The organism is Peribacillus sp. YIM B13472 (assembly GCF_042788005.1).
In the GTDB taxonomy this organism is placed as follows: domain Bacteria; phylum Bacillota; class Bacilli; order Bacillales; family DSM-1321; genus Peribacillus; species Peribacillus simplex_E.
Window position 1 is genome coordinate 93,138 of the sequence record NZ_JBHZPG010000004.1, and the last position, 21,613, is coordinate 114,750.

At 42.2% G+C, this 21,613-nt stretch carries 23 protein-coding genes and 1 riboswitch; of the genes, 2 read left to right on the forward strand and 21 right to left on the reverse strand.

The genetic code is table 11. The features are described 5' to 3' along the window. Positions 1-12 precede the first annotated feature (12 nt). The 3 genes from ACFX4I_RS04865 to tenA are packed head-to-tail and all read right to left on the reverse strand — an operon-like array spanning position 13 to position 2,765. Positions 13-1,470 (reverse strand): ABC transporter ATP-binding protein, encoded by a 1,458-nt coding sequence (locus ACFX4I_RS04865; RefSeq protein WP_377419426.1) that lies wholly within the window; start codon positions 1,468-1,470, stop codon positions 13-15. Between the two features lie 12 nt (positions 1,471-1,482). Then, positions 1,483-2,067 (reverse strand): ECF transporter S component, encoded by a 585-nt coding sequence (locus tag ACFX4I_RS04870; RefSeq protein ID WP_230176404.1) that lies wholly within the window; start codon positions 2,065-2,067, stop codon positions 1,483-1,485. 14 nt (positions 2,068-2,081) lie between these two features. After that, entirely contained in the window at positions 2,082-2,765 is a 684-nt protein-coding gene (tenA, locus tag ACFX4I_RS04875; RefSeq protein ID WP_377419428.1) for a thiaminase II, read from the reverse strand. A gap of 133 nt (positions 2,766-2,898) precedes the next feature. Continuing rightward, positions 2,899-3,027, reverse strand: a riboswitch (TPP riboswitch). Positions 3,028-3,281: 254 nt separating this feature from the next. Here tenA and ACFX4I_RS04880 point away from each other — a divergent pair. Further along, positions 3,282-3,449, forward strand: coding sequence for a hypothetical protein (locus tag ACFX4I_RS04880; RefSeq protein ID WP_377419430.1), 168 nt, complete (start codon positions 3,282-3,284; stop codon positions 3,447-3,449). A 73-nt stretch (positions 3,450-3,522) separates the two neighbouring features. On the opposite strand, the gene ACFX4I_RS04885 is transcribed toward ACFX4I_RS04880, so the two are convergent. From ACFX4I_RS04885 to ACFX4I_RS04940, 12 genes are read right to left on the reverse strand one after another with little or no spacing between them, the layout of a single operon-like run. Then, entirely contained in the window at positions 3,523-4,884 is a 1,362-nt protein-coding gene (locus tag ACFX4I_RS04885) for an MFS transporter (RefSeq protein WP_377419432.1), read from the reverse strand. Positions 4,885-4,909: 25 nt separating this feature from the next. Next, positions 4,910-5,683: a 2-keto-4-pentenoate hydratase gene (locus ACFX4I_RS04890; RefSeq protein WP_377419434.1), complete on the reverse strand. Its 774-nt coding sequence runs from the start codon at positions 5,681-5,683 to the stop codon at positions 4,910-4,912. Further along, complete coding sequence (dmpG, locus tag ACFX4I_RS04895) at positions 5,680-6,699, reverse strand: 4-hydroxy-2-oxovalerate aldolase (protein ID WP_230302639.1); 1,020 nt, start codon at positions 6,697-6,699, stop codon at positions 5,680-5,682. The genes ACFX4I_RS04890 and dmpG overlap by 4 nt, the downstream gene beginning before the upstream one ends. Before the next feature lie 34 nt (positions 6,700-6,733). Beyond that, complete coding sequence (locus ACFX4I_RS04900; RefSeq protein WP_377419436.1) at positions 6,734-7,615, reverse strand: acetaldehyde dehydrogenase (acetylating); 882 nt, start codon at positions 7,613-7,615, stop codon at positions 6,734-6,736. A gap of 16 nt (positions 7,616-7,631) precedes the next feature. After that, the gene (locus ACFX4I_RS04905) at positions 7,632-8,414 is read right to left on the reverse strand and encodes a 2-keto-4-pentenoate hydratase (protein ID WP_230302637.1); all 783 of its coding nucleotides are present in this window, start codon (positions 8,412-8,414) and stop codon (positions 7,632-7,634) included. Between the two features lie 17 nt (positions 8,415-8,431). Further along, positions 8,432-9,907 carry an aldehyde dehydrogenase gene (locus ACFX4I_RS04910; protein WP_377419438.1) on the reverse strand — a complete coding sequence of 492 codons (1,476 nt, stop codon included), beginning with the start codon at positions 9,905-9,907 and terminating at the stop codon, positions 8,432-8,434. Between the two features lie 45 nt (positions 9,908-9,952). Further along, positions 9,953-10,414 (reverse strand): RidA family protein, encoded by a 462-nt coding sequence (locus ACFX4I_RS04915; protein WP_377419440.1) that lies wholly within the window; start codon positions 10,412-10,414, stop codon positions 9,953-9,955. Further along, positions 10,377-11,417, reverse strand: coding sequence for an amidohydrolase family protein (locus ACFX4I_RS04920; RefSeq protein WP_377419442.1), 1,041 nt, complete (start codon positions 11,415-11,417; stop codon positions 10,377-10,379). Before ACFX4I_RS04920 ends, ACFX4I_RS04915 begins: the two co-directional genes overlap by 38 nt. Then, positions 11,408-11,968, reverse strand: coding sequence for a 3-hydroxyanthranilate 3,4-dioxygenase (locus ACFX4I_RS04925; RefSeq protein ID WP_230302633.1), 561 nt, complete (start codon positions 11,966-11,968; stop codon positions 11,408-11,410). The genes ACFX4I_RS04920 and ACFX4I_RS04925 overlap by 10 nt, the downstream gene beginning before the upstream one ends. Positions 11,969-12,006: 38 nt before the next feature. Further along, the gene (locus ACFX4I_RS04930; protein WP_230302632.1) at positions 12,007-12,756 is read right to left on the reverse strand and encodes an IclR family transcriptional regulator; all 750 of its coding nucleotides are present in this window, start codon (positions 12,754-12,756) and stop codon (positions 12,007-12,009) included. A gap of 31 nt (positions 12,757-12,787) precedes the next feature. Continuing rightward, positions 12,788-14,269 carry a 4-hydroxyphenylacetate 3-hydroxylase family protein gene (locus tag ACFX4I_RS04935; protein ID WP_230302631.1) on the reverse strand — a complete coding sequence of 494 codons (1,482 nt, stop codon included), beginning with the start codon at positions 14,267-14,269 and terminating at the stop codon, positions 12,788-12,790. A gap of 11 nt (positions 14,270-14,280) precedes the next feature. Then, complete coding sequence (locus ACFX4I_RS04940) at positions 14,281-14,748, reverse strand: flavin reductase family protein (RefSeq protein ID WP_377419445.1); 468 nt, start codon at positions 14,746-14,748, stop codon at positions 14,281-14,283. 248 nt (positions 14,749-14,996) lie between these two features. On the opposite strand from ACFX4I_RS04940, the gene ACFX4I_RS04945 reads away from it, so the two are divergent. Beyond that, positions 14,997-15,785: a protein kinase domain-containing protein gene (locus ACFX4I_RS04945; RefSeq protein ID WP_377419554.1), complete on the forward strand. Its 789-nt coding sequence runs from the start codon at positions 14,997-14,999 to the stop codon at positions 15,783-15,785. A 527-nt stretch (positions 15,786-16,312) separates the two neighbouring features. Here ACFX4I_RS04945 and ACFX4I_RS04950 read toward each other — a convergent pair. The 6 genes from ACFX4I_RS04950 to ACFX4I_RS04975 form a co-directional block, all read right to left on the reverse strand. After that, positions 16,313-16,585, reverse strand: coding sequence for an HU family DNA-binding protein (locus ACFX4I_RS04950; RefSeq protein WP_098371861.1), 273 nt, complete (start codon positions 16,583-16,585; stop codon positions 16,313-16,315). 149 nt (positions 16,586-16,734) lie between these two features. Beyond that, complete coding sequence (locus ACFX4I_RS04955; protein WP_377419447.1) at positions 16,735-18,252, reverse strand: cobyric acid synthase; 1,518 nt, start codon at positions 18,250-18,252, stop codon at positions 16,735-16,737. A 13-nt stretch (positions 18,253-18,265) separates the two neighbouring features. Continuing rightward, positions 18,266-18,802, reverse strand: a complete 537-nt coding sequence (locus ACFX4I_RS04960) for a cob(I)yrinic acid a,c-diamide adenosyltransferase (RefSeq protein WP_377419449.1) — start codon at positions 18,800-18,802, stop codon at positions 18,266-18,268. A 14-nt stretch (positions 18,803-18,816) separates the two neighbouring features. Next, positions 18,817-19,380, reverse strand: coding sequence for a nitroreductase family protein (locus ACFX4I_RS04965; protein WP_377419451.1), 564 nt, complete (start codon positions 19,378-19,380; stop codon positions 18,817-18,819). Then, positions 19,359-20,168, reverse strand: coding sequence for a uroporphyrinogen-III C-methyltransferase (gene cobA / locus ACFX4I_RS04970; RefSeq protein WP_230303210.1), 810 nt, complete (start codon positions 20,166-20,168; stop codon positions 19,359-19,361). The genes ACFX4I_RS04965 and cobA overlap by 22 nt, the downstream gene beginning before the upstream one ends. Positions 20,169-20,203: 35 nt before the next feature. Then, positions 20,204-21,598 carry a cobyrinic acid a,c-diamide synthase CobB gene (locus ACFX4I_RS04975; RefSeq protein ID WP_377419453.1) on the reverse strand — a complete coding sequence of 465 codons (1,395 nt, stop codon included), beginning with the start codon at positions 21,596-21,598 and terminating at the stop codon, positions 20,204-20,206. Between the last annotated feature and the right edge of the window lie 15 nt (positions 21,599-21,613).

A 21,613-nucleotide genomic window follows, 5' to 3' on the forward strand; every position in this document is an offset into this window, starting at 1 on the left:
ATGACACTCCTTTTATAGTGATAAAACTTTAGTCTCCAAAAATCCGGCTTGCGCAATGTTTTCATCACTTATTACGTTTCCGTCCTTAACCGTCCAGATCCTGGTTGCAAAGTTTTTTGAAATATGATCGTCATGAGTTACCATGATCACTGTTATTCCGCGTCTTCGATATTCCTCAAACCTTTCCAGTAATGCAAAGGTATTTTTCGAATCTTGGCCAAAGGTTGGCTCATCCAGGAGAATGATTTTTTTGTCTATTACGATTGAGGCGGCTACGCTTAAGCGACGCTTTTGACCCATTGATAATTGAAACGGATGTTTATCCCGATGTGCCTCCAGGCGGAACACTTTAAGCAAGGAGCGGACTCTCTCATCTATTTCTTGTTGCGGCCTTTTATCAATTCGCAATGAATAGGCAATCTCTTCATATACAGTATTTGCAACGAACTGAAACTCAGGATTTTGAAAGACAAACGTCATATGATCCGTTGGATTTTTCACCTTTTTAATCGGTGTTCCCAATAATTCATACTTACCATTCGTTTTTATGAACTGCATCAGTGCATGCAAAAGAGTACTCTTCCCCGCGCCATTTTCACCCCTGATTACAATCCATTCACCTGAATGGACCTTCAGCTCTTCAATCATGATTTTCTCCTCTTTATTCCGAAAACCGCGAAATCCTTGCACATCCATAAGGGGTGAATCATCTGTAAATGGGTGTTCCCGAATCGGTGCATACTGCTGTATATATTCATCCCAAACACCTGGGAACCAAATTCCATGTTCTTTCATTTCATTTTTATATAGTGAAAGAATGGTGTCTCTTGGACCATCAGCTATGATTTGACCATCATCGTTAAAAAGCACGATTCTTTCGATGAATTCTAAAACATGGTCAATTTTATGCTCGACGATAATAACCGTTTTGTCTCGTCCGACTTCCTTCAACAATTCCCAGATTTCTTTCGTTCCTTCCGGATCAAGCATGGCGGTTGGTTCATCTAAAAATATCACTTCTGGTTCAAGGGCCAATACTGAAGCGATTGCCAGACGTTGTTTCATCCCGCCTGATAATGTTTCAATACTTGTATGGCCCAGGTTCAATCCTACTTTACGGAAATGATTTTGAATCTTCTCTTTCATTTCTTCTTTAGGGACGGAAAGATTCTCAAGGACGAAGGCAATTTCCTCATCGGCAAATGGCATGCAAAACTGACTATCAGGGTCTTGAAAAACATACCCCCACGAAGAAGGGCATTTCAATTTCTCCGTTTTCATCGGTACTTCGATGGAATTCGGAATCAATCCACTTAACACTTGTAAAAGAGTCGACTTACCACATCCTGATGGTCCCAACAATAGCACTTTTTCTCCTTGATCGAACGATAATGATAGGTCCTTGAATATCAAAGATTCATCACCGGGAAATTTCATTCTTAACTTTTCAACAGAAACGATTGGTTCCATGGCCCTCAACCTCTACTTTTGATCCAGTTCTGCATAATCTTTATTTGAAACCGGACGCACAAGATTAGTTACTCCTGTTGCTTCCAGGACTTTAACTAGATAATAGGCAGTCACTCCTGCAAAGAATATGGAACCCACAAACCTCGCTATCATGAATAACGATAGATTCCAAGTTGAAAGCGCACCTATTTCCCCGTATGCAAAATCCATGATAACTGATGCCAGGCAGGAAGCTATCGCAGCTAAAACGGCCACCGGCATATTGAATTTTTTATATTTGAACGCCATGAACACCAGTTCCGCGAACAAACCTTGTACCACCCCATATAACAGTACGGTCAGCCCCCATGGTGAACCAAGAAAGAACTCCCCGGAAGCTGCAGCTATCTCCGCCAAAAGTGCCACACCCGGTTTCCGTAAAATTAAAAAGGCGACGGGGCCAGCTATAAACCACATTCCATAAATAAGTTGATCCAGATGTAACCCTAATGGTTTAACTGAATAATAAATCGAACCCCAAAGGATATAAACGATTCCAAATGCTACCGCAATTACGATCGTGACCAATATGTCCGTTAATTTCAATCCTTTTTTCATTGTTTCATTCCCCTTTATACTTCTAGTGTTTCCTTATGCACAGGCCATGTCTCTAAACGATAAGCCATTTCCCAAAATGAGTATTCATATTGGCTGCTGAGGATAAAATGCTCTTTCATTCTTTCCTTATCTTCGTCTGTCACTTTTTCAGCAATTTCATCAAGCCTGGCAATTTGTTCTTCCACCAAAGTACGGAACCACTCCCCTCCGTAAGCCGCTATCCATTCTTGATAAATCGGCTCTTCCGGAATGCACCCTTGCAGTCTTTCACCTATTTCATAATACAGCCAGTAACACGGCAAGATAGCTGCAATAACATCCCCTAAATGTCCCGAATAAGCCGCACGATACATGTGGGAAGTATAAGCATAAGCAGTCGGGGCAGGTTTGAAATTATCCCGTTCTTCTTTTGTGATGCCTAATCTCTCAGAAAAATTCTCATGAAGCTTCAACTCCGCTTCATATGTTCCTTGTGCATGGCCGGCAAGCCTGCTTGTTGTATGTAAATCTGTAGCTTTGACTGCCCCTAAAGCTTGAACCCTGGCAAAATGGGATAAATAATAGGCATCTTGCATGACATAAAAGCGGAAACACTCCAATGGCAATGTGCCATCTCCTATTCCTGCAACAAACGGGTGATTAAAACTAGCTTCCCAAATATGATCAGCTTCCTGACGAATTTCCTCTGAAAACTTCATGTCCATTACCTCCAAATAATATTTTTCAAGAAATGTTACGAAAAAAAACCTTTTATCCCCCTTTTTTTGCAAACAAAAAACCACTTTCTTAAACGTAAAGAAAGTGGTTGTACTTGAAAAATACAGAAACGTATTGTTCCAGACCCCACTTCCCTACGCTGGTATAAACCAGATCAGGTTCTAAGGGTCTTAAAGTCATACTTTAATCTCAGCTTCTGCGGTAAAATCAACTTTTACCTATAAAGCACCCCTAGTGGTACAAATTGTATATTTAATTTTCATTTGCCTTTATATTAACACGATAAATCCAATTGTCAAACGTATTAGAAAAAGTTTTCAATCTAATGCTTTAAATTTACTAGCCTTTCAATCTTGCATAACCACCTAACTTGATTGATTAAACCATTGTTAATCCACCATTTACGGAAAGAGTTTGCCCCGTAATATACCCTGCATCTTCCGAAACGAAATAGGCAGCAGCACTGGCAATGTAAAAGGCGAGTTAAGATTTTACTCGTGAATTCAACTGGTTTACTCGTGAGTTCAACTGGTTTACTCGTGAGTTTGGCGGTTTTACTCGTGAATTCACCCGATTTACTCGTGAGTTTGGCCGATTTACTCGTGAATTCACCCGATTTACTCGTGAGTTTGGCCGATTTACTCGTGAATTCTTTTATTTTCTAAAAAATAACCTAAATGTCAGGGAACAGTTGCATGACTGTCCGCTGACATTTAGGTCATCTACTAAAGAACAATATTATACATTCGATGTTGCTTTTAGTTTTATATTGTCCTCGATCTGCGGTTTATCATAGCTGCCATACCTTTCTTTCACAACGAGTAACGCCAGGGCAGCCATTATGCTCGGGACTGTGAAGGCCATAAATGCATTTTGTGGCGAATAGTTTGCAGCCAGCAATAATCCTATTAATGTAGGGGCAACAATCGCTCCAATTCTACCAAAAGCCAAGGCCCAACCTATCCCGGTGGTCCTTATCTCACGCGGATAATACTCGGAAATATACGTATTGGCCAAATTCATCGTGCCAACTGTACAGGCACCTCCAAAAGCGATCAGAACATATAATGCTACTGCATTTGAGGTCAATCCTAATATGACAAAACAGACCGTACCTATGGCACAGAGGGATACAAGTACTCTTCTATGGCCTATTTTCCCAACTAAGTACCCTCCAATTATCGATCCGCCAATTTGTCCTATTCCCGATATAAGATTGAAAGATAAACTGGATGAAAGGCCGTATCCGGACTGCTGCATGATTTTGGGTAACCATGTATTGAGTCCGTATACCATAAGTAAACAATTAAAGGCAGCTACCCAAAAAGCAAATGTGCTAAGAGTACGCTTATTTTCAAAGAGTTTCTTGACTGGAAAGCCCTTTGCCCTTTCTTGGACTTTGGCAAACTCATAATCGTCCGACTCTTTATAGTCGCCGTCTGGGTCAATGCGATTCAGAATTCCAGCAAGCTTTGCTCCTTGTTTTCGAATAACATAATAGGAAAGCGATTCAGGAAATTGCTTCATGAAGAATGGCAGTGCCAGTAAGGGAAGAGCCCCTATCCAATATAAAACCCTCCAACTCATTTGTTCCATCACATACATTCCAATTAAAGAAGCAAGTATGCTTCCGACAGAATAACCACAGTACATAGTGGTTACAATGAGCACCTTATTCTTTTTGGGTGAGTATTCCGCCATTAAGGAGATGACATTTGGCATTAATCCTCCCATTCCCAAGGCTGCTATAAATCGCATAACCGAGAAAAAGGCAGGATTCAGGGCAAAACTTGAAAGTAATGTAAAAACACTGAATAAACATATACAAATGGCAAGCACTTTTTTTCTTCCTAGTTTATCCGCAAGGGGTGCAAAAATGAGGGCTCCCACCATCATTCCGAACAATGAATAACTTGCTATTCCGCCAGCTTCGACGGGCGTCAAGTTCCATTCCTCCATCATCAAAGGTAAACCAACTCCGTACATGGCTATATCAAATCCATCGAAGGTAATTGCGAACAAACACCACATAAAGACCATTAAATGAAAACGGCCAAATCTACTATTACCTACCACTTCCGAAGCATTAACTTCACGCAATTAATCCCCTCCCCTTTGCCATATTTCAAGATATAACATGTAATGTCAGTTTCCCTAGTTCACCGTAATCTGCTATAATTTCATCGTTTGCCTGTATGGAAACGGCATCTGTAATTCCGCCTGCCAATACAATCATTCCAGCCTGAATGGACAGTCCTTCACGGCTTATCATTTTGACAAGTTCCACAATCGAGTGAATTGGATGATCGAGTACAGCTTCTCCAAGACCCCTCTTTTGCATTTCACCATTTTGATAAAGGGTAACTTCTGCTTGAGCCCAGTCCGTGTGGTACGGAGAATAAGCTTGATTGCTAAGCAGGATTTTGGCTGAGGATGCGTTATCCGCTACTACATCGGTAAGTGTAAAAGAAAAATTTTTATAACGGCTGTCAATAACTTCTAGTGCAAGAAATACACATTCTACAGCCGGCCAGACATCTTTCGCCGTTATATTTGCACCTTTCAGTTCGTCCTTGAACAAAAAAGCAAATTCAGGTTCCACTCTCGGATGAATGAGTTCCCTAATTTTTAATTCTGGTTTAGTTAGTTCCATTGCAGATGTCAACCTGCCATAGATTGCTTCCTCCACCCCTACTTGCTGTTGTTTGGCTTTGCTCGTCAAGCCCATCTTCCACCCGATGAATCTGTTATCACCAGTGATCGTCTCATTTATGCTCAACTTCTGAATTTCATATGCTTGATTTACTGTTAGTTCAGGATTGGATAATGTAAGCTTATCCATTTCACGTCCGCTTTTTTGCGATTCGGCTACCCGTTTTGCTAGTTGATCTAGTTTCATCTTAAAGTCCCTTCTTTCTGAAACGCCATTTGCTCAGCTACTTCAATTATGGTATCTTCCTGACCGCCAACCACTTTTTGTCGACCAAGCTCCCTCAAAATATCCCGGGCATCAACTCCATACTTTTTCGCCGCTTTATTTGCATGCAATAAAAAGCTGGAGTACACGCCGCTATAACCCATGATTAAACTCGAGTCTGTTATTTCCTGGGGCTTGGGCATGATTGTATTTCCAACTTCCTCCGAAAGATCGAGCATTTTATATAAGTCAATTTCGGTACGGATTCCCATCCTATCCAGAACGGCAACAAGCACTTCGGTCTGGGTATTACCAGCACCTGCGCCGAGACAGCGGATGCTGCCATCGATTCTATTCGCCCCTTCTTCAATTGCCATAAGCGAATTTGCCACTGCGAGCGATAAGTTATTATGAGCATGAAAACCGATATCGATATTCAGCTTTGATCTTAATAACCGGATCCGCGTCTTCACATCCTGGGGCAAAAAAGATCCTGCGGAATCAACAACATACACAGCATCCGCTCCATAGGATTCCATTAATATGGCTTGTTCAAGAAGTTTTTCCGGTGATGCCATGTGAGACATCATTAAAAACCCGATTGCTTCCATACCGAGATGTTTCGCAGCTTCCAGATGTTGCTTTGAAACATCCGCTTCCGTTACGTGGGTTGCAATCCGCGCCATTTTCGCCCCAACTTTAGCAGCTTCCCTTAATTGGTCGATCGTCCCTATACCAGGGATTAAAAGTACTGAAATAACGGATTGGCCTGCAGCTTCAACAGCGGCTTCCACCAATTCAATATCATTCACTTTTGAAAAACCATATTGTAAGGATGATCCTCCCAGGCCATCTCCATGCGACACTTCAATATAAGGGACACCTGCAGCACTAAGTTTCCCAGTCATGTTCTTTACTTGATCGATGGTGAATTGATGTGCCACTACATGGCTCCCATCCCGCAATGCAACTTCAGTCACCAATACATCTTTACGCAAATGAACCCCACCTTTACAGTTCCGATTACCTTTTTCAAACATATTGTTCGAATTGGCTTTTAGCGATTTCTTCCCCTACTTTTACTGCTGAAGCCGTCATTATATCCAAATTACCTGCATATACAGGGAGAAAATCCCCTAACCCTTTCACTTCAAGAAAAACTGTTATTTGATTCCCATCAAATATCGGCTCTGTCTTCAAGCGGTATCCTGGAACATATTCAGATACTTTTTCCGCCATCTTATTTATGGACGTTGTTAATTCTTCCACATCAAAGGAATCCGATTGAAGCAGACAATGAATGGTATCTCTCATGATGAGTGGCGGTTCGGCCGGATTTAGCAGAATGATAGCTTTTCCTTTTTTCGCTCCACCCACCCGTTCCAAGGCCCTTGCCGTCGTTTGGGTGAATTCATCAATATTGGCACGGGTTCCCGGACCGGCACTCCTGCTGGAAATCGTCGCTATTATTTCGGCATATTCGACCTGTGCCACTTGACTTATCGCATGTACGATGGGGATTGTCGCCTGACCGCCGCATGTAATCATGTTAACAACCGCCTCATTCAAATTTTCTTTTAAATTCACGGAAGGAACGATAAACGGTCCGATTGCGGCAGGTGTCAAGTCTATCAGCTTCTTGTTCATCTTTTTCAAGGCTTTGCAGTGATAAACATGCGCCTTCGCAGATGTGGCATCGAATAAAATGTCAGCAAGCTCCGGCCTTTCCAAAAAACCATCCATGCCATTTTCAATGACATGATGTCCGTACATCCTAGCCTTCTTCAAACCCTCTGATTTCGTGTCGATACCAATCATTACCGACATTTCGAGAACATCCGACCGATGAATTTTCATCATTAAGTCCGTGCCGATATTCCCTGATCCAATAATGCCCACTTTTAATTTTTTCAAGGCCGCTGGGCTCCTTTCACTCAAAATTAACCGAGACCTTTCCAAGTTTTTCTCCAAAGTCAGCAGAAAAACGGTCACCTGGTTTCGCTTCGATTGCTGCGGATAATGCACCGGACAAAATTACTTCGCCCGCCTTCAATGAACCTTTAAACCCATGCAGTTTATTTGCCAGCCAGGCTACGCACGTTGCTGGATTTCCAAGTACTGCTTCACCTGTTCCTTGGTTCATGAATTGGCCATTTTTATATAGGCTCATTCGAATGGAAGGAAGGTCGATTTCACTCAAGTGAATTTTGCGATCTCCCAAAATATAAAGGCCCGATGATGCATTATCCGCCACAGTGTCCGGAAGTTTAATCTTCCAGTCCATCACCCTGCTATCAACCACTTCGATCGAAGCAACCACATAATCAGTGGCTTCGATTACATCATCAACCGTAATATTGGGACCATGTAGATCTTTCTTTAAAATAAAAGCTACTTCTGCCTCCACTTTCGGTTGGATCAACCGCAGACTCGAAATACAGCCATCATTTTCTATTTTCATTGCATCAAGTAAATGTCCGTAATCTGGCTCATTCACTCCCAGAACCTCCTGCATAGCCTTTGAAGTCAAGCCTATTTTCTTACCTGATACTTCCAGACCGGACTGGGTTTTCCTTCGAATGGTTTCAAGCTGAATTTGGTAGGCATCCTCCACATCCAAATCCGGAATTTCATTGGTGGGGGCCGAAATCCCTATTCCTGTTTTTTCCGCATTCAAAAACCTGGCAGACCATTCTGTTAAACTAACGTTCATGTTGCTTCCCTCCTTCTTTATAATTTAATCGTGACGTTAGACAGTTCACTGTAAAATTCGAAACTATGAGAACCGCCTTCACGGCCGATGCCACTGTGCTTCATACCACCAAAAGGTGTGCGCAAATCACGCAAATACCAGGTATTCACCCAGATAATGCCCGCCTCTATTTTAGAAGCGACACGATGCGCTCTCCTTAAATCATTGGTCCAGATCGTTGCCCCCAGTCCGTAATGAGTATCATTAGCATGCTCCAGTACTTCTTCTTCCGTTTCGAAAGGCATGACCGTTACCACAGGACCAAAAATTTCTTCCCGTACACAACGGGATTCACGCGTAACTCCGGCAATAATTGTCGGCTCAATGAAAAAACCTTTGTCAAACTGTCCGGCTCTTCTTCCTCCAGTTAATATTTTCGCTCCTTCTTCTTTCGCCAGGTCAATGTAACTCATCACTTTTTTATAATGTTCTTTTCCTATTACAGCTCCTACTTCCGTTTCGGAATCAAACGGATCCCCGACTTTTAATTTTTTTGTTCGCTCGACCATCTTTTCTAGGAATTCGTCATACAATCCCTGCTGAACATAGATTCTTGATCCACATAAACAAACTTCACCTTGGTTCATGAAGCTTGATTTCAATGTCGTTTCGATTACTTCATCAAGATTCGAGTCTGCAAACACAATATTCGGATTTTTCCCGCCCAGTTCAAAAGAGATTTTCTTCAACGTGGGCGCGGCAGCTTTCATAATCGCCGTTCCCGTTTTTGTTTCCCCAGTGAATGTTATCGCATCGACGTCCGGATGCTCACTGAGAGCAGCCCCAGCTGAATTTACACCATATCCATGCACAAGGTTGACAACTCCATCGGGAACTCCCGCTTCCTTACAAATTTCCATTAACTTTGTCGCTGTCATCGGTGTCAGTTCAGCCGGTTTCATAACCGCTGTATTGCCAGCTGCCAGGCATGGTGCCAATTTCCATGTCAACAATAGCAAAGGTAAATTCCAAGGATTGATCATTCCTACCACTCCTACGGGTCGCCTAATGGAATAATGAAGTGCAATGTTGTTCTGATTGAAGGATTCATTACCAAGTGTAGTGATATAGTCCGCAAAAAAGTGGAAATTGTGAGCTGAACGCTTGATATCCATTTCCAGTGCAAGGCTATATGGTTTCCCTGTATCAAGGGTTTCCAACATTGTCAGTTCTTCTTTCTTTTCCAAAATGAGATCGCCGATTCGCCTTAGAACCGCAGAGCGTTCATTATCGGTAAAAGATTTCCAAGGACCTTTAAGCGCATGCCTTGCTGCAGAAACAGCCTGATTCACCTCCTCTTTTCCTCCTTCTGCAACCCATCCAAGTATTTCTTCCGTTGCGGGATTGATATTGTCAAAAGTCTTGGATTGATCTGGATTCAGGAATTCCCCGTTAATAAAGTGCCGGCAATCTATTGATTTAGTTGTATTTATACTATCTTTTGCTGCTTGCATGAAACATCCCTCTCCCTTTTGAGACACCCGCTTAGTTCAAGTGCCTCAATCTTGTATTTCCACAATCATTTCAATTTCAATTGCAGTGTTATTTGGAAGCTGGGCCATTCCCACTGCTGACCGAGCATGTCTGCCCCTCTCTCCAAATACGGCCACAAGCAGGTCTGATGCGCCATTCAATACTTTGGGCTGTCCTGTGAAATTTTCGGCTGAATTAACCATTCCGAGAATTTTGATTACCTTCTTCACTCTGGATAGTTCTCCAAGCTCATCCTTCAGTACCCTCAGAAGATTAATCATTGACTGCCTCGCTGCCTGATACCCTTCCTCTTCCGTCAGCTCTTTGCCAAGCTTGCCGTGATATTCATCAACACCTTGTCCGGATGTGAAAATCAAATTTCCCACCCGGACGTGGCTAACGTAGTTGCCGACCGCTTCCCTTGGCGGCTCAAGCTTGATTCCAAGTTCTTCAAGGACTTGTTCTGGTGCTTTTATCTGATTTTCCATGCTTCTCCCCTCGTGATTCCAAATTTAAAAACCTCAATGCATTTCTCCCTAGAAGATTCGCTCTTACTTCATCTGATAGATTTAGAGTGTCATCAATCACTTGACCTGGAGGCTTTTCTCTCAATAAAAATGGATAGTCGGAACCCATCAGCACTTTCTTATATCCAAAACGGTCAATCAGATACTGGATATTCCGGGTATCATAGTTCAGTGAATCGAAATAAAACTTTTGCGCATAATAGCTTGGCGGCATTGATGTTTTTCTTAAATCAGGCCATACTTCCCATCCCTGATCGATCCGCGGTAATATATATGGAAATGAGCCTCCGCCATGTGCAAAACAGATTTTCAGATGCGGGAACTTTTCCATGACGCCACTCCATAAAATGCTTGCTGCCGCCAATGCCGTTTCACTCGGCATCGCCACTGTATACATGAGGTTATGCCGTTCCGTTCGGTCTTTTGCCATTGTCTCCCATGGGTGTATAAACAGTGGGACATTCCACTTTTCAGCCATTTGGAAGAACTCCAATAAAACAGGAGAATCCAGATTTTCTCCATTTACGTTAGTACCGATTTCGATTCCCGCCAAGCCAAGCTCAAATTTACAGCGTTCCATTTCCCCAATTGCCACTTTCAAATCCTGAAGCGGTACAGTTCCGAGACCGATGAACCTGTCTGGATGCCTGTTCACAGTCTCAGCAATGAAATCATTCTGGAACTGGGACATGTATAGCGCCTGGTCAATTGGCGCCCAGTATGAAAAGGTCACTGGCACAGGTGAAAGAACCTGCATATCGACTCCTTCCGCATCCATATCCTGAATGCGTTTTTCAGGGTCCCATACCTGGTCAGTCACTTTCCTGAACAGCTTTCCGCTAACCATGATATCCGCACCGCAAGAACATTTCTGCTCTAGCACTGGCCAGCGACCCTGACCAAATTCACCGGTTAAGTCGGGCAGGTCCAACGGAAGAATATGTGTATGAAAATCTATTCGCATTTCCAAGCCTCAACGTTTTCTGACATAACATGACCGCATTCACTACAGGTGCGAAGTTCCTTACTTCCGTTAAAAGCCTCGATCGCCTCTTTCACCTGGACCTCAATATTCGTCAATTGGATCGTAACTTTGTGCATCTCATGGTTACAATTCCCGCAGAACCAAACAAAATCTTCAAGCTCATCTTTAGCACGCTTACGCTCTATGACAATGCCGTAAGTATCAGATACACGATGAGGAGAATGAGGTACATCTGCTGGCAGCATGAACATTTCCCCCTCTTTCACCTCCACTACTTCACGCTCCCCGCTTTGGTTGATGCATTCTACATAGCAAGAGCCTTTTATCTGATAAAACAACTCGTCAGAAGGGTCTACATGAAAATCACGCCGATAATTCGGACCACCAAGAAGCATGACAATGAATTCGGAATCTTCCCAAAGCACTTTGTTATTAACCGGCGGTTTCAATAAATTTTTATTGTCTTCAATAACTTTTATTAGATTTAATGATCTAGCCTGTAATTTTGAAGATTGAGCATATCCTTTCATAAATAACTACCTCCATTTTTTCTTAATAGCCCGAAAATTCACATTAACGACATATAACCAACCTGTTTTGAAATCATTTGTGCCGATCGGATCACAGACTGAATAATTCTCGTTTTTTCTTTCCCAATCATATAAGTTCGATCTCCGACAAGGTTAAGTGCTGCAATAACTTGTCCATTATAGGATTTAATGGGTGCTGCAACGCCATATAAACCATAATCATTTTCATCATCACTAATCGCAAATCCTTGTTTGCGGATTTCCTTTAATTCTTCATTCAATTGGTTGATGCAAGTAATCGTGTTAGTTGAGTGCTTCAATAACCCTTTTGCAAGCGTAGGCTGAATAAAGGATGGGTTAAAGGCAAGTAATACTTTCCCGCTGCTCGTACAATGAGCTGGTTTTCTTGCTCCTATATATGTGGTCATATGCTCGGCATGAGGGGACGACATTTTCATCACAAACCTGACTTCTCCTTCGTGAAACATACCGATGTGAGAATTACCTTTAAATTGCAGGACAAGATTACTGATAATTGGACCTGCCTCATAATGAATATCCTGCTGATACATGACTCTACTGCTCCACTCAAGTAACTTCCATCCAAGCCGGTACTTTCGATCTTTGCCTTGGATCAGCATCCCTTCCTTGCACATCGTTTTCACTAGATGATGAGATGAGCTTGGACTCATATTCAATTTTTCAGCTATTTCCTTATTTCCAAGTGCGGGTTCTTCATTAGTGAATAAATCAAGTATCTTTATAAGCTTCTCAACGGATGAAATCATGACGGCCCCCCTCCCCATTCAACTATTAAAATTACTGTTTAACCGCATCGATGGCTACTTGCATCGGTTTGTTAAGCACTTCATCAACCATATTAAAGTTCTTGTTTTTCTTATATTTATTATAAAAAATGGCTCTTTTCCGTACTGGATCTCCCGTGTAATAGCGCTCGTATTGAAGGAGGCGCTGCCCAAACGCTTCACCGCATAAATCCCAAGCAAGTTTAAACACCCTTACCCGCTCTTCCGCTGAAACCCCGCTACGTCCTCCATAATATTTATCGATATCACTGCGCAATTCGGGATTATCAAAGTCGGCGCCTGTCGGAGACATCAACAGCCCTCCAGCTCCAATGGTCTGGATAACCTCTATGGCACGCGGATACATCTCCGGTAGGAAACCGCGAATCGTTTCCAATGCATCCGGATTTGGCCGGGCCTCACCGTAGTCATTAATCGTGTACTCATATTCCGCTACCCGAAGCAGAGAACGGATGACTTCCACAGATTGAACAAGTTCACCCAAATCACGCTGTACATGCAGGAATCCATCGACTCCGATAGAGTCTGCCACTTTACAAGCGACTTCAACGGCAAATGCCAGTTTAATATATCCACGCACTCCTGATTGGTGAGCAGGCTGTTCAGCGATTCCCGTCATTGGATACAAGCGGTTTGCCGCCTCCACATTGTTGTATAAGAAGACACGATTCCAAGGAACCAGAACATCATTAAATATAAGCAAGGCATCCATTTCCTCATAGCGGGAGGCAAGTGGATGGTCAAACATCGAGCGTGTTCCGTCCTGCATTGGTTCCCGGCAGATTATGCGCAGTCCAGGCGTATCGATCGGCAGTGCAAATGCTACCGCATGACGTTCATCCCCTGGTGTGAATCCTGGGAAAGAATAGATAATCACCTCATCTGTAATCGGTGCCAGGGTTGCTAACATCTTTGCACCGCGTACAAGTATTCCTTCTTCTCTTTCCTCAACGGTCCCTAAGTGGGTATATGTTTCTTTTTGTTCATGAGATTGCTTGCTTCGATCATTTTGAGGATTAATGATTGCATGCGTCAAGAATAAATCGTTGTCACGAATATAGGCATAATAATCCTTGATGTTCTTAGACCAGTCTTTGTTGTATTTATCAAGAAACCAGGCATTATGTGCCATGGAAGTGACCACGACATTTAAAAAGTCAGGCGTTCTTCCCATTAGTCCATATGTCATCCTTGCATACACTTCAAATAATTTACTTCTTTTTTGCAGATCCTCCGATGTCTTCGGGAATAAGAAAGCATTGTTGACACGTTCACCGGTTTCTTTGCAAATGTGGGTGATTTCATCTTGATATTCCGGGTCATGTTGAATGTCATACAACTTCGCAATTTCTTGTATCGGCTGCTTAAAAATTGGCTCATTATAAATATCCTCAACCACTCTTCCACCAAGCCAGACTTCTGGCTTTCTGGATTTAATTCTATTAATATATTCTTCACCGGTTTTAATGCCCATAAGAATCCCCCTCATTTTACAAGTTGTTTAGCAGACCCCATTTTCCCTTGATAAAAAGTAAGCGCTTCCAAATCTTCGGAATGTAACTCCTGGATCTCACCGATGAACAATACATGATCACCAGCCTCATACTCTCTCCATGGTTTACATTTCATCCAAGCAACACTCCCATTTATTTTTAGCGAAATCCCGTTTTTATCCCAGTCAATTTCAAGTGTTTCCTGTTTACTGCCCGCAAATTGCCATGCAATGGATTCTTGTTCATCCGACAAAATATTAATGGTAAAAGATTTATCTTTCATGCTAGTGCAGGCTTTTGCTTCTTTATGAATCGATACTAAAGCAAGCGGGGGATCCAAGGAAACCGAGGTGAATGAATTCACAGTAATGCCCTTTTGAACTTTCCCATCAAACCAGCTCACTATCGTGACTCCGGTTGGGAATTTACCAAAGCAATTTCTCAACTCACGCCCATCCATCTTATCACCTCCTACTCTTTTATTATGAATTCATTATAGTAAACTTAATAATTTAAAAAATCATATAATTTCATAATATGAAATTTAAGGAAATTTTTTTAATAGTTCTTTTTAATTGTGTAAAAAAGACTTTCATTACCGCATTACCAAAAATCAGTGTTAAACTATCCATGATCATTCATATTACCAGCTTAATGAATAATGGTCTTTTTCGACTCGAATATATGAAAGTGGTGAGGGAAGTTTCAATTTTGCGTTCCTTAAGAAAGATCTACCAATTTTTTGTGGATATTCCTTTAAAAAAAGGAGTGGTTTTGAATGACCGTTACGAGGTGAAAACTGTAATCGGTACAGGAAGTTACGGTATTGTTTACCTTTGCACTGATTTGAAAATGAATGAAAATATAGTGATCAAGCAGCTCCGGAAAAGTAAACGCCGCAGCAAAAAAGAACTGAGACAGTTTGAAAATGAAATCTCCATATTACGAATGTTAAACCACAAAAACATCCCCAAATTTCACGAGAAATTTTCACATGATGGAAATGTTTATTTTGTGATGGATTTTATAGAAGGGGATAATTTAGAAGACCATATTTTCTTGAATCAATTAACGTTCAATGAGAAAGAGTCTCTATTTTTTCTGGATGAGCTGGCCGGGTTAGTATCTTATCTGCATGACCATGACATTTGCCATCAAGATTTACGTATTCCAAATATTTTACTTAAGAACCATCAGCCCATTTTGATAGACTTTGGTTTGTCTATAATGATCAATTCGGCCGATTTCGCAAAAGACTCCATTTTGCAGCTGAAAAGGCAGGATTTTTACGACTTGGGGGAAATACTTCTATATGTACTTTATACGACGTACGCTTCCAAAAGTAAAAAGGCTCTTCCTTGGACAGAAGAGCTTTCGTTAGAAAAAGAAACCGTGCATATACTGAAAAGGTTATTAAGCATCCAAGAACCTTATTCAGATATTAAAGAAATCTCAATGGACCTGCAGGCTGCATTGAAGTCAAAAAAATTGAATTAGCTGCTGCTGCCACGCCCCTTTCTCTTGTAGCGGTCACTTCCACTCATGGGATACCTTTTATACCCTCGGCTGCTGCTGCTGCTGCCTCGGCGATAATGACCATGTCTTCGCTCACTGCTTCCTTGGGAAAGTTGTTTGATTTTTTTCATTATTTTCTTCAGCATATCTTTCACCTCTTTTATTATGGTTTTAAAGCTTGTTATTCATTTAGCCTAACATAGTCACAGTATAATCCTTATTAATAAGTACTATAAATTTTTTTCATTTGTGTTACATTCCATTACTGCTTATTTTTTCATGGAGTGGGTATAATTCATTGTTGATCAAATGAGAAAATGGCATAAATAAAAACAACCAATTAAAGAGACTCATAATGGCCTTTTCAAAAAAATTTCATGCTCACCTGATGACAAAACGTTTTTTTAATCTTTCCATTAAAGATTAACCGGGTTAATTGAAAGTACAGTAAACAGAAAAAAACCTGGCGAGCATTGCATCGCCAGGTTTTTTTCTTCGTCGTTCATCATTTATTTTACAGCTTCTTTTAATTCCTTACCTGCTTTAAAAGCCGGTACTTTACTAGCTGCAATTTGTATTTCTTCGCCAGTTTGCGGGTTTCTTCCTGTACGGGCAGCACGGTCACGCACTTCAAATGTACCAAAACCAACTAATTGGATTTTTTCTTCTTTAGCAAGTGTAGCCGTGATTGTTTCAAACAATGCATCCACAACTTTTTTTGCTTCATCTTTTGTCAGTTCAGCTTGTGCTGCAACACTGCTCACTAATTCTGTTTTATTCATATGAACACCTCATCCTTTTATTTTGTATAAAGTATGTAGAGAAGACAACATAACATATCTTGTATGCCTCTGTCACTTATTATGGCTAAATAAAAGGAATTGTAGCTCCAAATTGATCTTTTTTGAAGTTAAAAGGGCTTTGATTAACATTAACTTTCTGCAGTTTCCAGCTGCAGCCATTGATAGATGGTATCCATATCAATGTTTTCCTCCAAATGGGAAGCCAAGAGATTGTACGCTTCCTCCCTACGCTCCGAGTCGCTTTGGACGTTTTCCTTCACTTCTTCCAACCCCTTGTTCCGTCGAATTTGGTTAACTAGTAATCTAGTGAACAGGCGATTATGGAATATCCCATGAAGATATGTTCCCATTACCTTGTTGTCATTGGAAATGGCTCCATCCTCTCTTCCATCCTTCAATAAAAGAAAGGGCCTTACTTGCGACTTTAATGTCGTTCTGCCTAAATGTATTTCGAAACCGTTAAGATTCATTTGACCTTCCATTATCCCGGCAGAAAGGGCACCTTCCATTTGCACCGTTTTCTTTTCTGCTTGAAAAACGGTTTCCACCGGAAGAAGCGAGAGCCCTTCTGCGTTCTCACCGTCACCTTCGACCGCATCAGGATCGAAAAGTTTAGTCCCTAGCATTTGAAAACCGCCGCATATGCCAAATATCATCGTACCTTGTTTCCGCAGTTCATTGATGGCCCGATCCAACCCCATACGATTCAACCACTCTAAATCTTCCATCGTGTTTTTTGTACCAGGCAAAATTAGCAGATCGGGATTACCTAACTCATGGACACTGCTTACTAGGCGGACACCTACTCCGGGTTCATCAAAAAAAGGATCCACATCTGTAAAATTGGAGATCCGCGGAAATCTCAGGACGGCTACATCGATTGGAAACTCAGCCTTTTTAGGTTTTTTAAAACGTAAGGAAGAGAGTGCAAGTGAATCCTCCGCTTCAATATTCACGTCAAGATAGGGCAGCACCCCGAGAACCGGAATCCCGGTTTCCTTTTCCACCCAATCAATGCCATCGTCCAACAGTTCACGCATGCCCCGAAATTTATTGATGATGATCCCCTTTACACAATCGCGTTCATCTTTGTCCAATAAGGCAAGTGTCCCGATGATTGACGCAAATACTCCACCACGGTCAATATCTGCCACCAAAATGACAGCCGCATCCGCGAGTTTTGCCATTCGCATATTCGCAATATCCCGGTCCTTAAGGTTAATTTCAGCTGGACTTCCTGCGCCTTCGAGTACGATGATGTCATAGTCTTCTTGAAGTTTTTCGACAGATTTACGGATGATGGGCATGGCTTCCTGGACAAATTGATTCCGATAGCTTTTTGCATTCATATCAAGAAAATGCTTTCCGTGCACGATGACTTCCGAAACCATATCCTGCTTCGGTTTCAGTAATATCGGATTCATATCGGTCGTTGCCGTGATCCGTGCTGCTTCCGCTTGCACTCCCTGTGCCCGTCCGATTTCACCGCCATCCAAGGTTACATAAGAATTCAAAGCCATGTTTTGTGATTTGAATGGGACGACACGTAATCCTTTATTGGAAAATACCCGGCAAAATGCCGTACAAATCAAACTTTTCCCTACATCAGATGACGTCCCTTGTATCATGATGGATCGTGCCTTCATTACGCTCACCCCCTTAAAACTCTAATCCTTTGACAGCGCCGATGCCCTCGTCATAATAATGCTTGGCCGCCTCAATCGATGAAACTAAATCGGCCAGTTCCATAAGCTCTGGCCTGGCATCCCTGCCGGTAATGACTACATGCATATGAGCTGGACGATTTCGAATCGCATCGATGACTTCAGTCAATGGCAAGACATCTTCAATCGGGAATTTGGAAATCGCTAATGCATTGTTCAACTCATCCAAAACAAGTAAATCAATGCCGGGATCACTAAGGGCCAGCCTCGCCTTTTCCCAAGCTAACGATAATGCGTTGCGATGTTCTTCTGGAGTTTTGGTCCATGTAAAACCAATACCTAGCTGTTCCATTTCAACTCCTAATTTTTTCAAAGCTAAAGCTTCCCCATATGTACGCTCTGGAGATTTTATGAACTGAAGGTATTTGACATTCATTCCTCTGCCTATTGCCCTTAAAGTTACCCCTAATGAGGCAGTCGTCTTCCCTTTCCCGTTTCCTGTATAAATAAGCATTAATCCTCTGCGTGCCACTCACTCACCTACCTTCATAGCCAAACTGTTTTTTCTATGTATGAAGTCCTTTTAGTAGCAGGAGCCGGTTGATCGCCTTTAGGGTATCCGACAAAAATGGTGCCGATCACTTTTTTGTTTTCCGGTGAACCGATAAATTCGTGCAGGCGTTCATCCCTGACAAGCCCCACTCCTCTAGTGCGCCAAACGAATCCGAGACCAAGTTCTTTTGCGGCAAGCCACATCGAATGGACGGCACAACAAGAAGCGAATACATTGTCTTCGGATGAATCTGGATCATCAGGCAAAATATCGGAAGTCACGACAATGATAAGCGGTGTCGTCTTTACAACTTCCAGTGAACTTTCAATCAATTTTGGTTTGGTCGGGAAGCGTTCATGTAAATACCTATCTGCCAATCTTTCATAACGGTGCTTCGCTTCTCCCTTGATTACATAAAAACTCCAAGGTTCACGCAATCGGTCGTTAGGGGCATAGGTAGCAGCTTCCAATAGCTGCCTGATTTTTTGGTCTTCCACTTCTTTTTCTTCGTAATTCCTTATTGCCCGGCGTTCCTTCAATTCTTGAATGATGGACATTCCGACTCATTCCCTTCAATTATGGACTCTGATTCAATCACTCTTTCAAACCATTGGATTTTTTCTCTTAATTGGACGACATCCCCTACTAGAAAGATTGATGGATTTTGAATTTCTTCTTTTATTGCCTTCAAAGAAATCGAACTCAAAGTACCGGTAATCGTCCTTTGTTTATCTGTCGTGCCCCATTCAATGACAGCCACTGGCGTATTGCCATCCCTGCCGTGCTCCATCAATTTTTCACAGATAAACGGCATATTACCTATTCCCATATAAAAGGCGATGGTATCGATGCCCTGAGCCAATGCCTGCCAATTCAGGTTATCCTGCCCCTTGTAATCACGGCCATGGCCTGTCACAATGGCATAACTTGAGGCATGATCACGGTGGGTCACCGGGATGCCCGCATAAGCCGGAGCTGCGATTCCCGCTGTGATTCCTGGGACGATTTCATATTCAATCCCGTTAGCAGCCAGTATCTCCGCTTCCTCACCGCCCCGCCCAAAGACAAACGGATCTCCACCCTTCAGACGGGTGACGTTTTTCCCCTGTAAGGCTTTTTCCACAAGAAGTTCATGTATTTCATTTTGTATGAGATGATGTTTCCCTGGTGATTTTCCGCAATACACCAGTTCTGCATCTTCTTTTGCATAAGTTAATAATTCTGGATTGACAAGCCTGTCATATGCAATGACATCCGCCTTTTGGATACATTCCAGTCCATATACAGTAATCAGTTTCGGATCTCCGGGACCCGCACCGACCAGATGAACTTTTCCCGGTTTCATGCTCGCGCCTCCTCTTAATCTTCAAAAAATATCTTTTACTTGTTGATAGTTTCATGGCCAGATCTGTTTTTTTGTTTTAAGCAAGCATCGATCCAGTTCTTTGCAAGTGTTGGATTGGAAGCAAAATGAAAGTGAGTATACCCTGCAACAAGGTTACCCAATACACACCCCTCTTGTTTCGAACCGAATCTGCCTTTGGCTTCATAAGCATGTGTAAGTTCATCATCCGCTTCGAATGTCGAGTAGTGGAATTCATGTCCTTTTGCCTGCTCCATTTCATTGATCAAAAAATTGCCTGGAGTTCCTGTAATTTCTCGATACCCAAGTGCTGCAAGTTTTTTCTGCATTTTTATCCTGCCCGGTATAATTCCTGCCATCTGATGCGTTTCTTTGGAAGTTGTTTCAATCGATTTGCTCAAAAACATGAAACCGCCACATTCCGCTAGAGTCGGCATCCCCTTTTCAATGGAGCTTCTGATGGATTTGATAGCACCCGCGTTACCGGAAAGTTCTGCTGCAAATTCCTCAGGAAAACCGCCTCCAAGGTATAAACCATCAGCATCCAATGGAACTTCATCCCCTTTTAATGGAGAAAAATACTTGATGTTCGCCCCAAATGCTTCAAGCAACTCAAGGTTTTCCTGATAATAAAAATTGAAGGCTGCATCTTTTGCGACGGCAATGCACACTTCCTTATCATTTTGGGTTTGAAATATATTTGAGTTTCCAATGGAAACGGAGCTTGTCTTGGATAAACGGTACAACTGATCGATATCGATCGTTTCCATGACTAATTGTGCCAGCTTATCGAAAAACGGATTTAGTTCCCCGCGTTCAATAGCAGGAATTAAACCCAAATGACGGCTTGGAATATCAATATCCATTTCCCGCTTCATATAACCCAGCACCGGTACATCGCATTCTTGCTCAATGGCTGATTTGACAATTTTGTAATGCCCTGCACTTCCCACTTGATTGGCAATTACACCAATGATGTTCGGTCCGGCCGAAAAGTCCTGAAATCCTTTTACGATTGCAGCTGCACTCCGTGCCATGCTGGCACAGTTGACTACCAACAGGACAGGGCTTTGCGTGATGATGCTGATTTCAGCCGTCGATCCTGTATTTGATAAAGGACTTTTGCCATCGAAGAAGCCCATGACGCCTTCGATGATCGAAATATCAGCTCCGGTACTTGCTTTGGTAAGAATTTCTCGGACAGTGTCATGTTCGAACATCCAACTGTCAAGATTGCGTGAAATCCGTCCTGTAACTGCTGTATGATAAGTAGGGTCAATATAGTCAGGACCGCATTTGAACCCTTGGACCGTATAGCCTTTCTTCTGGAGGGCCGCCATGATTCCGATGGTCAATGTCGTTTTACCGACACCGCTTCCGGTACCCGCAATTACCAATCTTCTATCGTTCATATTTACTTCTCCCTC

Bases quoted from the DNA above. Each gene is read 5' to 3' on its own strand.
- ACFX4I_RS04870 (WP_230176404.1), bottom strand. From the start codon at position 2,067: ATGAAAAAAGGATTGAAATTAACGGACATATTGGTCACGATCGTAATT.
- ACFX4I_RS04955 (WP_377419447.1), bottom strand. From the start codon at position 18,252: ATGAAGGCACGATCCATCATGATACAAGGGACGTCATCTGATGTAGGG.
- ACFX4I_RS04910 (WP_377419438.1), bottom strand. From the start codon at position 9,907: ATGCAAGCAGCAAAAGATAGTATAAATACAACTAAATCAATAGATTGC.
- ACFX4I_RS04920 (WP_377419442.1), bottom strand. From the start codon at position 11,417: ATGCGAATAGATTTTCATACACATATTCTTCCGTTGGACCTGCCCGAC.
- ACFX4I_RS04905 (WP_230302637.1), bottom strand. From the start codon at position 8,414: ATGAACGTTAGTTTAACAGAATGGTCTGCCAGGTTTTTGAATGCGGAA.
- ACFX4I_RS04930 (WP_230302632.1), bottom strand. From the start codon at position 12,756: ATGATTTCATCCGTTGAGAAGCTTATAAAGATACTTGATTTATTCACT.
- ACFX4I_RS04915 (WP_377419440.1), bottom strand. From the start codon at position 10,414: ATGGAAAATCAGATAAAAGCACCAGAACAAGTCCTTGAAGAACTTGGA.
- ACFX4I_RS04925 (WP_230302633.1), bottom strand. From the start codon at position 11,968: ATGAAAGGATATGCTCAATCTTCAAAATTACAGGCTAGATCATTAAAT.
- ACFX4I_RS04890 (WP_377419434.1), bottom strand. From the start codon at position 5,683: ATGAAACTAGATCAACTAGCAAAACGGGTAGCCGAATCGCAAAAAAGC.
- tenA (WP_377419428.1), bottom strand. From the start codon at position 2,765: ATGAAGTTTTCAGAGGAAATTCGTCAGGAAGCTGATCATATTTGGGAA.
- ACFX4I_RS04940 (WP_377419445.1), bottom strand. From the start codon at position 14,748: ATGGATGGGCGTGAGTTGAGAAATTGCTTTGGTAAATTCCCAACCGGA.
- ACFX4I_RS04975 (WP_377419453.1), bottom strand. From the start codon at position 21,598: ATGAACGATAGAAGATTGGTAATTGCGGGTACCGGAAGCGGTGTCGGT.
- cobA (WP_230303210.1), bottom strand. From the start codon at position 20,168: ATGAAACCGGGAAAAGTTCATCTGGTCGGTGCGGGTCCCGGAGATCCG.
- ACFX4I_RS04950 (WP_098371861.1), bottom strand. From the start codon at position 16,585: ATGAATAAAACAGAATTAGTGAGCAGTGTTGCAGCACAAGCTGAACTG.
- ACFX4I_RS04865 (WP_377419426.1), bottom strand. From the start codon at position 1,470: ATGGAACCAATCGTTTCTGTTGAAAAGTTAAGAATGAAATTTCCCGGT.
- ACFX4I_RS04935 (WP_230302631.1), bottom strand. From the start codon at position 14,269: ATGGGCATTAAAACCGGTGAAGAATATATTAATAGAATTAAATCCAGA.
- ACFX4I_RS04965 (WP_377419451.1), bottom strand. From the start codon at position 19,380: ATGTCCATCATTCAAGAATTGAAGGAACGCCGGGCAATAAGGAATTAC.